General features: G+C 48.1%; 16 protein-coding genes. 9 read left to right on the forward strand and 7 right to left on the reverse strand.

The window, feature by feature from the left end; translation table 11 throughout:
* Positions 1–589: 589 nt before the first annotated feature.
* The 4 genes from mgrB (at position 590) to EC840_RS01070 (ending at position 1914) form a co-directional block, all read left to right on the forward strand.
* Positions 590–712 (forward strand): PhoP/PhoQ regulator MgrB, encoded by a 123-nt coding sequence (gene mgrB, locus EC840_RS01055; RefSeq protein ID WP_162940700.1) that lies wholly within the window; start codon positions 590–592, stop codon positions 710–712.
* A gap of 143 nt (positions 713–855) precedes the next feature.
* Positions 856–1128: a YebO family protein gene (locus EC840_RS01060; protein WP_132963795.1), complete on the forward strand. Its 273-nt coding sequence runs from the start codon at positions 856–858 to the stop codon at positions 1126–1128.
* A gap of 111 nt (positions 1129–1239) precedes the next feature.
* The gene (locus EC840_RS01065; RefSeq protein ID WP_112291072.1) at positions 1240–1542 is read left to right on the forward strand and encodes a phage protein NinX family protein; all 303 of its coding nucleotides are present in this window, start codon (positions 1240–1242) and stop codon (positions 1540–1542) included.
* Positions 1543–1677: 135 nt separating this feature from the next.
* Positions 1678–1914 carry a DUF4060 family protein gene (locus EC840_RS01070; RefSeq protein WP_013576199.1) on the forward strand — a complete coding sequence of 79 codons (237 nt, stop codon included), beginning with the start codon at positions 1678–1680 and terminating at the stop codon, positions 1912–1914.
* 59 nt (positions 1915–1973) lie between these two features.
* Here the strand turns inward: EC840_RS01070 and EC840_RS01075 are convergent, their stop codons facing one another.
* Positions 1974–2264: a hypothetical protein gene (locus EC840_RS01075; protein WP_112291070.1), complete on the reverse strand. Its 291-nt coding sequence runs from the start codon at positions 2262–2264 to the stop codon at positions 1974–1976.
* A 185-nt stretch (positions 2265–2449) separates the two neighbouring features.
* On the opposite strand from EC840_RS01075, the gene EC840_RS01080 reads away from it, so the two are divergent.
* From EC840_RS01080 to cspE, 3 genes are all read left to right on the forward strand, one after another.
* Entirely contained in the window at positions 2450–3439 is a 990-nt protein-coding gene (locus EC840_RS01080) for an MBL fold metallo-hydrolase (protein WP_112291069.1), read from the forward strand.
* 1105 nt (positions 3440–4544) lie between these two features.
* On the forward strand, positions 4545–4661 hold the full coding sequence (locus EC840_RS01085) for a DUF2627 domain-containing protein (protein ID WP_071823629.1): 117 nt from the start codon (positions 4545–4547) through the stop codon (positions 4659–4661).
* Between the two features lie 41 nt (positions 4662–4702).
* Positions 4703–4912, forward strand: coding sequence for a transcription antiterminator/RNA stability regulator CspE (gene cspE, locus EC840_RS01090; protein WP_002221949.1), 210 nt, complete (start codon positions 4703–4705; stop codon positions 4910–4912).
* 84 nt (positions 4913–4996) lie between these two features.
* Here cspE and pgeF read toward each other — a convergent pair whose 3' ends face one another.
* Positions 4997–5710: a peptidoglycan editing factor PgeF gene (gene pgeF, locus EC840_RS01095; protein WP_132963796.1), complete on the reverse strand. Its 714-nt coding sequence runs from the start codon at positions 5708–5710 to the stop codon at positions 4997–4999.
* Positions 5711–5858: 148 nt separating this feature from the next.
* Between pgeF and rlmA the strand changes: the two genes are divergently transcribed.
* On the forward strand, positions 5859–6680 hold the full coding sequence (gene rlmA / locus EC840_RS01100) for a 23S rRNA (guanine(745)-N(1))-methyltransferase (RefSeq protein WP_129638512.1): 822 nt from the start codon (positions 5859–5861) through the stop codon (positions 6678–6680).
* Here rlmA and mntP read toward each other — a convergent pair.
* The 5 genes from mntP to manX form a co-directional block, all read right to left on the reverse strand.
* Positions 6672–7244, reverse strand: a complete 573-nt coding sequence (gene mntP / locus EC840_RS01105; RefSeq protein WP_132963797.1) for a manganese efflux pump MntP — start codon at positions 7242–7244, stop codon at positions 6672–6674. The genes rlmA and mntP overlap by 9 nt on opposite strands.
* A gap of 237 nt (positions 7245–7481) precedes the next feature.
* Positions 7482–7940 (reverse strand): DUF986 family protein, encoded by a 459-nt coding sequence (locus EC840_RS01110; protein ID WP_120160682.1) that lies wholly within the window; start codon positions 7938–7940, stop codon positions 7482–7484.
* Between the two features lie 95 nt (positions 7941–8035).
* Positions 8036–8878 carry a PTS mannose transporter subunit IID gene (locus EC840_RS01115; protein ID WP_112291060.1) on the reverse strand — a complete coding sequence of 281 codons (843 nt, stop codon included), beginning with the start codon at positions 8876–8878 and terminating at the stop codon, positions 8036–8038.
* An 11-nt stretch (positions 8879–8889) separates the two neighbouring features.
* Complete coding sequence (locus EC840_RS01120; protein ID WP_112291058.1) at positions 8890–9687, reverse strand: PTS mannose/fructose/sorbose transporter subunit IIC; 798 nt, start codon at positions 9685–9687, stop codon at positions 8890–8892.
* A gap of 91 nt (positions 9688–9778) precedes the next feature.
* Entirely contained in the window at positions 9779–10741 is a 963-nt protein-coding gene (gene manX, locus EC840_RS01125) for a PTS mannose transporter subunit IIAB (protein ID WP_112291057.1), read from the reverse strand.
* A gap of 592 nt (positions 10742–11333) precedes the next feature.
* Here manX and EC840_RS01130 point away from each other — a divergent pair.
* On the forward strand, positions 11334–12893 hold the full coding sequence (locus EC840_RS01130) for a TerC family protein (RefSeq protein ID WP_120160685.1): 1560 nt from the start codon (positions 11334–11336) through the stop codon (positions 12891–12893).
* The last annotated feature ends 21 nt before the right edge of the window (positions 12894–12914 follow it).

Below are 12914 nucleotides of genomic sequence, written 5' to 3' on the forward strand. Positions count from 1 at the left end.
TAATTGCCGTGTTTTTAGTTTTGCATTTCTTTTAATATTTTAATGGTTGTTTTATAGTTTCTAAATAAATGTGTTTTATGGGTAAGCCGAACAGGCTGATTAATCCTGGTCTGATGCGAGCCAGGATGTGTGCTTTCAGGTTAGACGGCTATTTATCATATTGGAATGATGTTGAGATATGGTCTTTCATGAAGTTAATGGCTTCATCCGCTTTCTATTATTTCTTTATGTAATGTATTATTACAGGGTCTGCAAAATTCATTTTTAAGAAATTCGAAAGGGAGATTTTGTTTTTAAAGGCAGAATGAATAATTGGTTTTATTTGACGCAGGTCAACTCTTGTCTGGTTGGTATATATTTATAAGGTGAATGCATTTTAATTTATGATTTACGTATGTGATTATTACAGGATGTTTGCCCGTTAAAAGCCGACGTTTTGTTATATCGTTGTTTAAGATTTTCATCGTAGTATGTGTGTCTGTTCATTCATCCGTTGGACGTCGCCTTGAGCCCTGATAGACGTTGTTTAAACCAAAAGAAACCTGCCCTCAAATTGAAAAAGCCTGTTTTCAATGTCAGGAAGATCGTGATGTTCGTCCTTTTCCTGCTCATCTGCATAGGTCTTTACCTGCTTGCGCTTAACAGCTATTGCGATCAGGGCGGGAACTTTGACTTGGGCGTTTGTGCGATCACTTCATTTATCCCTTTTTAGGGGACCTCTGCCAGAAATTCTGTCTGCCGCCAGCCCGGCAGTAAGAAAAGCCTGTTTTTTCGTTAATGGATTTGTGAATGACTTCCCTGATCAGCCGGTGATGGTAAGATGAAGGCTCTGAACATTCAGTGGTAGGGTAGTCAATGTTTGATTTCGCAATGGGCCAAAACAGCCTGGCTTCATTGGTGCTGTTCGCACTCTCAGCTTTGTTATTTTTGCTGGTATGGTTTTTTGTCAGCCGGGCCAGTGTCAGGGCAAATGAACAAATTGCTTTGTTGCACGAGATAGCTGAGCAACAACGCCAGCAAACCGAGTTGCTTAAGGTTCTCGCTGCACACGCACGAGGCAAAGCGCCCCCTGTTGAAGCAGAGGATGATTCTGCTCTCAGTCTGCGTGGTTTTATTCCTGAACGATAATTTTACATCGTAAACCCGCTTCGGCGGGTTTTTGCTTTTGTTACTCCTTCATAAATCTGTCTTATTCTTCCGGTAGTCTCCACGCATGTGCCCTGCTGGATGGATGAACTGATGATCAAATGGTCGGAAGAAAACGATAGCGAAGTAAACCACAACATTGCTTTACTGACGGGAGAGGAACCTGAGAAGTGGTATCCCTACGGCGGTATGAAGGGCAAAGATTATTGCAACAACCCCTCCGACGCGTGGCCGATTATTTGCGCCAACAAAATCAGCATCAATTTTAAAGAGTTGCAGAGCGATCCCCTCTGGCTGGCTGAGATAAGCAGTCCTCATGGCCAGTGGCAGGCGCAAAGCAAACGGCCTCTGCGTGCCGCTATGGTGTGTTTCCTGCTTAGTAAGACTTGCGCATAAGCAAAAGCGCAGAGATACTCAGATTGTGACAAAGTTTTGCAAAGAAGTGATTCGAATAAGCGTCGCATAAAGCGATGCGTATCAAGTGATTAATGTTTCCTCATTTTGACAGTTGTGTCTAAGGCGGAGTCCATTATGAAGCGCATCATTAAAGGTGATAAAACTCTTTCCCATCTGGTGGTTGCTCATGCAGCTATCGACAGTCATGAAAAAGCCTACGGCAAACGCCGGCAGGGCTGGCCTTCAACCTATCTCATTAAGTATAAAGATGCGCGTGTAGCGGTCGAAGTTGTCACCCGCAGACAATCCTATGTTGCAACCCTCATGATCGGCGCCAGAAATCTGACCAAACTTTGCGGTATGCCTGCCTGAAAATCAGGAATACATCACCGTAATCTCAAACCGTGTCGTTAAACCGACACGGTTTTGTTTTATACAGGCTTTCTCATCAGCTGGCGCCGGTAAACATTTCCCCGGCGGAAAGGGCGCTTCAGCAGCCCTGAAATCAGGCTAATCAGGTCAAGCACCAGCAACATTGTCCCGGTGATCGCCAGAACCATCAGCGTCAGAATGGCGAAGGCGATGACTTTCACTGAAGCAGGGACTTTGATACGGCGAAAACGTGAGCTTAGCCACAGGCGGCCATACTGGGTCTGAATCTGCATAATATGCGTTAGTCGCGCAGTAAATGAGCGCCGGCGTTGAGTAGTGTTCCTGGTCATAAATTTTCTCCTTTTTGAACGTCCTCAGTAAAACACACAGTTATTAAGATTTTCTTAACCGTTGATAGCTGCTGAATTGGCACATATTTTTTCACTTTCTCTCTGTAGTGTGTTTAACAAATATGCTACTTAAAATGATGTGTTCACATTTTCGTTCAAACAGGAAAGCTTTCCCTTGGAGCCCTATGCCTGGTAAAAATCCCTATTACGATCCTTCAAAATCTCATCATACGCCTGACGGTTTCACCAATGTTGAACCGCAGAACCGCCAGGAGGGGGATTTCAAACGCTGGAGAAAGGAACGTAAAGCCCAGCGACTGCCTGCACCGCCAGAGAAAGGCTACGAACATTTCATCAGCCAGTGGTGGCAGACAGCTGATTTTAGCGGAACGGATGATCGTTTATGGTTTTTAGGTCACGCCTGTTTATTGCTGCGCGTGGCCGGACGTTACGTTCTTATGGATCCTGCGTTATCGGATCGCGCCTCGCCGCTGAGTTTCTACGGGCCTAAACGTAAAACGCCCGTTGCTGCACCGGTTGAAAAACTTCCACCTATTGACGTCGTGTTATTTTCCCATAATCACTATGACCATCTTGATCGCGCGACTGTGCGCAAGCTGTTACGACGTTTCCCTGACGTGCAGTTTATGGTGCCTTTGGGCATGAAACCGTGGCTTGAGCGGCGCGGAGCGCGGTATATCGAAGAACTTGACTGGTGGCAGGAACATCAGTTTGGTGATCTGACTTTCTCAGCCGTGCCAGCGCGCCACTGGAGTATGCGGACATTTTGGGATCGCAATCAGTCCCTGTGGTGTGGCTGGGTCGTCAGAAACACTGATTTGCGCTTCTATTTTTCCGGGGACAGTGGTTATAGCAATCAGTTTGAACTGATCGGTCAGCGTCTCGGGCCATTCGATTTAGCCGCCATTCCCATCGGCGCCTATGCACCAAGATGGTTCATGAGCGCGCAGCATATGGATCCGCAGCAGGCTGTGACGGTCTTTTCGCAACTACGTTGTCAGAAAGCCGTGCCAATTCACTGGGGGGTTTTTGAATTAGCTGATGATTCTCTCGATCAACCCTTAAACGAATTAGCGCAGGCGATTTCTCAAAGTGACTCGCCAGAAATGGAATTCAAACCCTTAAAAATCGGCGCAAGCATTTCTAAAGATTGAATATCATTTGCCCGTTGCAGAGGGATTTTAAAGTGCAATTTGGTAGTTATTAAATGAGAATTGTTATCAATCATCGTGATGTTTTTATGATGGCTTACAAAATGAATGGGTTACTGATTTGTTAATTAATATCCATGGAAGGATAATGCTCCCACTGTCAGATATTTTGCGGATGAAATAATTATTCGTATCGATAAGCGCAAAACTGCCGTTGGTGGCGTGTAATCCCTGAGATTGCTTAAGATACAGTGCATTGTGCTGATTAGGTTGTCGTAAAGTCCTCGCCAGTCATGCTGTCGCAGTGACGATTGCGCGCCCGTTTTCCGAGAACATGATAATGATGATTTGAGATTCCGATCACGGTATTTAATATTATATTTTCATAACGATATTTTTTATATGAATAAGTGAGTTTTAAAAGTTTGCGCAAGTGTTATACCGATTTAACCAACTCGCAAACTTTAATTCATTATAATGTCAAAAATGAGATGACAAGAAAACTGTATTAGGAGGGGGAGGGGTTTAGAATTGAATCTCCGAAGGGGGTGAGTGATTTTATGTATTATCGGGTACATGCCTAAGGCGCACAGTTAAGGTGCATTTATTGTAGTCTGCGTTTTGTTTTGCACCATTTTATCCTTCCCTGGCGTAATTGATTATTGCATAACCAGTCATATTGTCTGGCTATGTTTTAAACCGGTTGCCCGTTCTGTTGCACAAGTGTGCACCTGGCCCGACAGACCCGCTGTCACCCGAACGTGACCTGACCCGCGGTGTTGCTTTTCCGCGCCTTATCAGGCCATCAGCAAAAGGTTTTGGCCGATCTTGACAATAAAAATTCAAATAAAGGAGTGTTTTACGCTTACGGTTCTGCATTAAATGATCAATAATCAAAAACAGGTCGTTATTGTTTTGTTTGATATGCAGGTGAAACTGCAAAGCAGAAAAAAGCATGTCTATCAACATATTTCAGCATAACTGAACACGAAGTGCCTTTAACCGGCTCAAATATGTGCGACATGTCCATCACTGATTAAAAATGGCTTGCCATCGAATTCAGAGTATGTGATAACGCATCTGGGTAAAACGAGGTACAGTTCTGTATATGTGTGGCATTTTCAGTATAGAAGTTCTGAGTAAAGACGTTCACGTTGAATACCGCTTCTCTGCCGATTCTAATCTTAGTGCCTCAAGCAGTAACGACTCTAGTTTGTCTATGTAACGCCTACGGGCGGTTTAAACAATCCAAAGGAAATACTCAAGATGGCAAAGATCAAAGGTCAAGTTAAGTGGTTCAACGAGTCTAAAGGTTTCGGTTTCATTACTCCTGCTGACGGCAGCAAAGATGTGTTCGTACACTTCTCTGCAATCCAGGGTAACGGCTTCAAAACTCTGGCCGAAGGCCAGAACGTAGAGTTCGAAATCCAAGACGGCCAGAAAGGCCCGTCAGCAGTTAACGTAACTGCAATCTAAGCAGCGTCAGCTGTAAAAAAACCCGCCAAGGCGGGTTTTTTTGTGTCTGTTTTCAGCATGTTGAGCTGTTATTGCCAGCTCACTTTACCGCAAGATCATAATGCCAGATTGCTGATTTCGCCCGCTGATGCCCGGATGTGAAGGGTCTTTTGCCCGCTGATGACTGTTACGCCGGAAGCTGGTGTATTTGAATGCTGTCCCCTCCGTTGCACTCCCTGCCGTTGTACAAATCGTGCAACTGCCAGCGTGGTCAATTCCTGCAAATCCCAAAGCCTGTAGTTTAGCCTCTGCAATCGCAGCCAGATCAAGGTGACGATGACGCGGCGAAATCAGGGCAGGGGGGAAGTCGAGTTGTTGCATAAATGTATCCACAAGTTCCTGACTGACTTCGTAACAGCAAGCCTGCGCTGCAGGACCGATGGCCACAACCCAGTCACGAGTGTCACCCGACTGATTAATCCGCTGCGCCATTTTCTCCAGAATACCGTCGATAAGTCCCCGCCAGCCAGCGTGAACCGCGGCCACTTCCTTGCCATCTTTGCGGCAAAAAATCACCGGCAGGCAGTCCGCGGTAAAGACGGCCAGAAGAATACCGGGCACGGAGGTGATAAATCCGTCCGCATCGCCACAATCTTGTCCGGGCTGGGTCACATCCACAATCCGTGTGCCATGAACCTGTTTCTTTTCCGGTCGTGTGGCTTCAAAGGCTTTCAGATGAGCAGGCAGCAAGGATTCTTTATCGCCGAAGCCATGTAAAATGCCGGGGATATGGCTGAGTAAAACTGAGCTGTCACTCATCTCGTCTCTCGGTCAGGAAAATGATATCGCTTCAGTGTAGCTGCCTTTTATGCGGATTTTCCAGCAGTTGCAACCTCAGTGCGCCTTCTTTAGACTTACCTCTATTGCGAACTTTCGCCTCCTCAGACTTTCCTTGCAGGTTTTCTCCATGACGTATCAGTGCCCGCTTTGTTTCCAGCCGCTTACGCTGACAGGTCAGCAATGGTATTGCCCGGCCAATCATCAGTTTGATCATGCCAAAGAGGGTTACGTGAATCTGATGCCCGTACAGCACAAACGCTCGAAGCAACCAGGTGACAGTCCGGAAATGATGATTTCCCGTCGTGCATTTCTTGATGCCGGTCATTATCAGCCTTTACGGGACCGTTTGTCGGATATCCTCGATGAAGTCATTCCGGAGGATGCCCAGGCATTACTGGATATCGGCTGCGGGGAAGGGTATTACACTGCAGCTATCGCAGAACGATTAATACAGCGTCGTACGCTGAAAGTCTTTGGCCTGGATGTGGCTAAAGTGGCTATCCGTTATGCCGCCAAACGCTATCACGATGTGTCTTTTTGCGTGGCGTCCAGCCACCGCTTGCCCTTTGCAGACAGCTCTCTGGATGCGGTCATTCGCATTTATGCGCCGTGTAAGGCTCAGGAGCTTTACCGGGCCATTAAACCCGGGGGTTTGGTGGTGACTGTTGCGCCTGGACCGCGTCACTTATATCAGCTGAAAGGGCTGATTTATCAGGATGTACAATTGCATGCCGATCTGGATGAACAACTGGACGGCTTTGAGCGGATCAGCACCGAGGCACTGGCGTACAACATGAGCCTTTCGGGCGCACAGGCATTTGATTTGTTGCAGATGACGCCTTTTGCATGGCGGGCAACAGAGGAAGTGATGGCTGACTTAAAAGCTCAGACGGCCTTTGAGTGTGAAACAGATTTTCTCATCAGAATACATCAGCGCGTCTTAGCTTAAATAGCCCAGATGCTCGAGCAGGATATTCAGTCCAGTTCCGATCAGCACCACGCCCCCTAAAACTTCGGCCCACTTGCCTAAAAGCGGGCCGATAAAGCGTCCGACCATAATTCCTAACGTGGACATCAGCAGGGTTGCCATACCGATAAAGAGTGCGGTCTGGATGATGTTCACTTCCAGTAACGCTAATCCTACGCCAATTGCCAGCGCATCCAGACTTGTGCCAACCGCTGTGGCTGCCAGGATCCAGAAACTATGGTGTGTTGCGGTTGTAAGAGCATCATCCGGTTTATCTTTCAGCCCTTCAACAATCATTCGTGTGCCAAGAATGGACAGCAGAATAAAGGCGAGCCAATGACTCCATTGCATGATGTATTGACTGGCAAATAAGCCCAGCCCCCAGCCAATTAGCGGTGTAATTGCTTCTATTACACCGAAAATCAGGCCAGTACGGAGGGCTTCACGCAGGCAAGGGCGATGAAGGGCAGCACCTTTACCAATGGATACGGCAAAGGCGTCCATCGACATGCCAAATGCCAGAATAAGCGTTGCGGATAAGTTCACGAGTATACTCCCCAAATAACGGCGCAACCTTATCATGATATTTTTATGCAGGACAACACCAAATAAATAAGGGTTTTTATATCCGGGAATAAATTAATGTTATTGCAGATAAAAGGGGTTTTGAATGTAGGGGTAAATAACAATCAGGTTAGTGTGGGAATATTAGAATTAAGCTTAAGCATTAAAGCCATAAATATACCTATGGCTATAAATGATAGTCTTGAGATTACTTCCAGGTTATTGATTTTCAACCATTAACTTGTATATCCTTTCCAGATCGTCAAGTTCATTAACGCGGATTAATAACTTTTTCTGTTCTAATTCAAATACCAATACACCATCTTCTGAAAGGTTCATGCTACGGATCCTGTCATAGGTAATGAAGGTATTGGCAAAATAAAAACCCTTCGGTTTGAACAGCATTTTTGGCCAGCGGATGAACGAGAGATAGAAAGCAATAAGGCCAAGACCAATTAACAGATAATTCGTTACGACAGTACCATTAGCATGGATATTGTTATAAAGCAGGATCGCCAGCAGACCGATGAAAATAATGGAATCCAGTTTATTGCGGCGTCTTAGATTCACACGCAGGCGCGTTTCACCATTTTTAGTTCCCATGATGAACTCATCGTAGATGGCGTAGGCCAGCAACAGGAGGATGAAGAGCGCGAGGACAATATCGGTAACAGACATGAAAACTCCAGCTTACGGCCACAAAAGGCAAATCAAAAACAGCAAAATCAGGTCATAAAAAAACCGGGGGAATGATCCCCCCGGTTTAGCGGTTATCAGAGACCTAACAGGCCAATCCAGTAACCGAAGATACCGATGGCGAAGAAGCCAACGATGATCCACAAGGCATTAACTTTCTTACGCAGCAGCCACATACAACCGAAGGTCAGCAGTAATGGCACCAGGCCTGGCATCAGCTGATCCAGAATCGTCTGGACAGTCGTGACCGTGGTATGGCCTGTCTGGTCGGTGATTTTTGATACCACCAGCGGAATGTTAACGTGCGTCCATTTGTTAACCAGAGCCCCCATGACAAAGAGGCCGAGAATTGACGCCCCCTCGGTCAGTTTCTGCAGGAAGCCGCCGCCCATATCGTTAACGATATCGACACCTTTTTTGTAGCCATAAGACACACCGTAGTAGCGGGTCAGCAGACGTACAAGGTTAAACAGAATGAAGAACAGCAACGGCCCCAGCAGGCTACCGGTCATCGCGATACCCGCACCCAGTGCAGCAAACACCGGACGAACAGTACCCCAGAAGATCGGGTCACCCACACCGGCCAGAGGCCCCATCAGACCGACTTTCAGGCCGTTGATGGCTGCGTCGTCGATAGGTGCGCCGTTAGCACGCTGTTCTTCCATCGCCAGCGTAACACCTAGTACAGGGGCCGCAACATAAGGATGGGTGTTAAAGAATTCCAGGTGGCGTTTGATAGCCGCTTTGCGATCGTCGTTATTTTCAGGGTAGAGACGACGGATGGCAGGCACCATACAGAAGCAGAAGCCCAGAGCCTGCATACGTTCGAAGTTCCATGACCCCTGGAAAAGGTTGGAGCGCATAAACACACCGCGAATATCGCTGGCCGTGAGTTTTTTAACTGCAGTTTGATCAACCATGTCCTTCACCCTTAATCCAATTCGTTGTCGAGATCGTTAACACCCGGTGCAGCCGCTGCCTGCGCAGACTTGTTGTATTTCGGGCTCAACTGGATGTAAAGAACAGCCATCACCACACCAATCACACCCAGTGCAACCAGGTTGAAGTTGGTGAATGCGGCAGTAACGAAACCAAGGTAGAAGAATGGCATCAGGTAGCCAGCACGCATCATGTTGATAACCATGGCGTAACCAACCACAACGATCATACCACCAGCAATGTTCAGACCGTTGGTGACCACTTCAGGGATTGAAGCCAGCAGGTCATGAACAATCGCAGTACCCACAGACACAGCAACAATCACCGCAGGGATTGCGATACGCATTGCCTGCAGGATCAGCGCGGAAACGTGGATCCAGGTAATGGCGTTCAGGTTACCTTTCTCAGCCGCTTTATCCGCTGCGTGCTGGAAGGCAACAGTGATAGTACGAACGATAATGGTTAATACCTGACCGGCAGCCGCCAGCGGGATAGCCAGTGCGATACCGGCACCGACAGACTGTCCGCCTGCGATAACCAGAATGGTAGAGATGATTGAGGCGAGGGCAGCATCCGGCGCAACAGCCGCACCGATGTTCATCCAGCCAAGTGCAATCATTTCCAACGTACCGCCGATGATGATCCCGGTTTTAACATCACCAAGAACAAAACCGATCAAAGTACAGGCAACTAACGGGCGGTGAAACTGAAATTCATCCAGGATCGAACCCATCCCGGCAATACATGCAACAATAAATATCAGCACAATTTGTAGTGTGGTGATCTCCATTGCACTTCTCCTATGACCAAAGGACGCTGAGTATAAACAGGCACATCAGGCAGATAACGTTGAGGGAATCTGCACATTCGTGATGTGCTTATTAATTCATCTTATTAATGAGATCCATCATCTTGAGGCGAGAGTCAGTAGAGACTTTGCGCACTTCAAGTTCGATACCTTTTTCATTCAATTTCTTGAACGCTTCGATATCTTTTTCGTCGACAGACACTGCGTTATTCACCTGAGTTTTACCCTGGCGGAAAGCCATACCACCGATGTTTACGGTAGTGATTTTCACGCCACCCTCAACTAAACGCAGAACGTCAGTCGGGTTAGTGAATAACAACATCACGCGATCGCCAGCGTATTTTGGGTTATCCCAGACACGGATGGCTTTTGCGACGTCAACAACGTGTGCAGTAACACCAGGAGGAGCAACCTGAGTCAGCAACGTTTTACGCACGGTATCGGCAGCCACTTCGTCGCTGACAACAATAATGCGGGTCACGTTGGTTTCTTTGGTCCAGCGGGTCGCGACCTGGCCATGAATTAAACGGTCATCGATACGGGCAAGGCCGATCTTCATATGGTCGTTCGGACCGGCAGGTTTAGCCGGAGCAGCTGCTTTTGGCGCAGGGGCGGCGGCAGGGGCCTGGGCAGCAGGTTCAGGGGCTTTCAGCGCTTTCACGCCGATACGACCTGTTTCTACTGCAATGGCAACCAGTTCTGCGAAAGAAGGGTTGTCATCGCGAGCCATGAAAGTCTCTGCCAGCATTGGGATATTGACACCGGTGACAACTTCGTAATTTTCTTTATCGACAACAATACGGCTGGCGGCATTGAACGGGCTGCCCCCCCAAGTGTCGACCAGGAAAAGGACGCCGCTGCTGGTGTCTAAACCACCCAACTTTGCCGTGTACTTTTCGATCAGGGTTTCGGCGTTCTCGCCCGGAACGAAATCGATATAGGCGACATTATCTTGTTCACCTAAAATCATTTCCGCTGTTTTCAGCAACTGCTCAGCTGCTGACCCGTGCGTGCCGATGATAATAGCAATACTCACTCGCTACCTCCTCTGTTAACTCTTGAAAAGAGTTATGCACATAAGTAATGGTGCTGATGATATCCGCCCGTTTTTATTCCTGAGGCGGACAGGGCATTCCCTGCGTACTAACGTTCCTTAATTTCTGATAAGACAGCAAAACAGTAAAACTGCAGAACCTCAACAGGTTGTGCGACGTGATTTATTTTAGTGTGCGAAAAAATAATTTTTGTGACCGTTGTCCGTTATTGAACGACGTAGTGTGAATACGTTTTCACATTGCACATTAAAACAGCATAGATGTTTCAAAATGATGCGGATCGTAAAAAATCACACTTTATTCAAATAATCATTCCTGATAGAGTGATTTTCCGAATCATTGAACAGGAGTACCGGGCCTCAGCCCTCCCTATGGACTGTCACCGACGTCACTATTCTTCGCACTATCACCTCATTCTTACCGGCAAATACGCCCCACTGGGCCTGATTACTGCCGCACTGAAACCGCTTTCATCTGAGATTTTTATCTTGACCGCCTCTGGCAAGTCTTCTGACCGCCTGACGTCACGCGTTTCTTTGCGTCATTTTTCTTTAACTCATTGCGGAGTCTGACATGGAATTTTTGATGGACCCTTCTATCTGGGTCGGTTTGCTGACGCTTGTTGTCCTGGAAATTGTTCTGGGTATCGACAACCTTGTTTTTATTGCCATTCTTGCGGATAAACTGCCACCTAAGCAGCGCGATAAGGCCCGTATTATCGGCCTTTCGCTGGCGCTGATTATGCGTCTGGGCCTGCTGTCGCTGATTTCGTGGATGGTTAAACTGACCACGCCGCTGTTCAGCATTGCGCAATTCAGCTTCTCAGGGCGGGATCTGATCCTGTTGGTCGGAGGGCTGTTCCTGTTATTTAAAGCTACCACCGAGCTGCATGAGCGGCTGGAAGGGCATGACGAACAGGGAACACCGAACCGCGGCTATGCCAGTTTCTGGTCGGTTGTGGCGCAGATTGTGGTGCTCGACGCCGTCTTCTCGCTGGATGCCGTGATTACAGCAGTCGGTATGGTGAATAATCTGGCTGTGATGATGACCGCCGTGGTGATCGCCATGGGTGTGATGCTGCTGGCGTCTAAATCGCTGACGCGTTTTGTGAACAATCATCCGACGGTAGTGGTGCTGTGTCTCAGCTTCCTGCTGATGATTGGTCTGAGCCTGATAGCGGAAGGTTTTGGCTTCCATATTCCGAAGGGCTACCTGTACGCGGCGATCGGCTTCTCGATTCTGATTGAACTGTTCAACCAGATTGCACGCCGTAACTTCCTGAAAAGCCAGTCTAACCGTCCGATGCGTGAGCGTACCGCCGAGGCCATTCAGCGCCTGATGGGCGGGAAACGTCAGCATCAGAATGAAGATGAGCCAGTCGGTGATGTACTGCCTGCATCAGAAGCTTTTGCAGAAGAAGAGCGCCATATGATAACGGGCGTTCTGACGCTGGCATCGCGTACATTGCGCACTATCATGACGCCGCGCACCGAGATTTCATGGGTGGACTGCGAAAAGTCACCGGCCGAAATCCGCAGTCAGCTGCTGGATACGCCGCACAGTTTGTTCCCGATCTGCCGTCATTCTCTGGATGATGTCATCGGTGTAGTACGTGCGAAAGACCTGCTGGTGGCGCTGGAGAACGGCGAAAACATCGTGGCTTTCGCGGAGAAAACGCCGCCGATTGTGGTGCCGGAAACCATGGATGTGATCAATCTGCTGGCGGTATTACGTAAAGCCAGGGGGCGTCTGGTGGTGGTAAACAATGAGTTTGGTGTGATTCAGGGGCTGGTCACGCCGCTGGACGTGCTGGAAGCCATTGCCGGTGAGTTCCCTGACGAAGATGAAATGCCGGATGTGATCGCTGACGGTGAGTCATGGATTGCGAAAGGCGGGACAGACTTACACCTTCTTCAGCAAGTTCTCGACGTGAACAATCTGGTGAATGCGGATGATGATTTTGCTTCGCTGGCCGGATTGCTGCTGTCGAAATCAGGCCAGATGCCGGTTGCCGGTGAAGTGATTGAAATGGCGTCGCTGCACTTTGAGATCCTTGAGGTGACAGACTATCGCATCGAGCGTGTCCGCATCACCCGGATTAAGTCAGAAGATCAGTGGGACGAAAGCCACTAAAGCTGGCGCAATGCCTGAAGG

Source organism: Rahnella sp. JUb53, from assembly GCF_004346065.1.
In the GTDB taxonomy this organism is placed as follows: Bacteria; Pseudomonadota; Gammaproteobacteria; order Enterobacterales; family Enterobacteriaceae; genus Rahnella; species Rahnella variigena.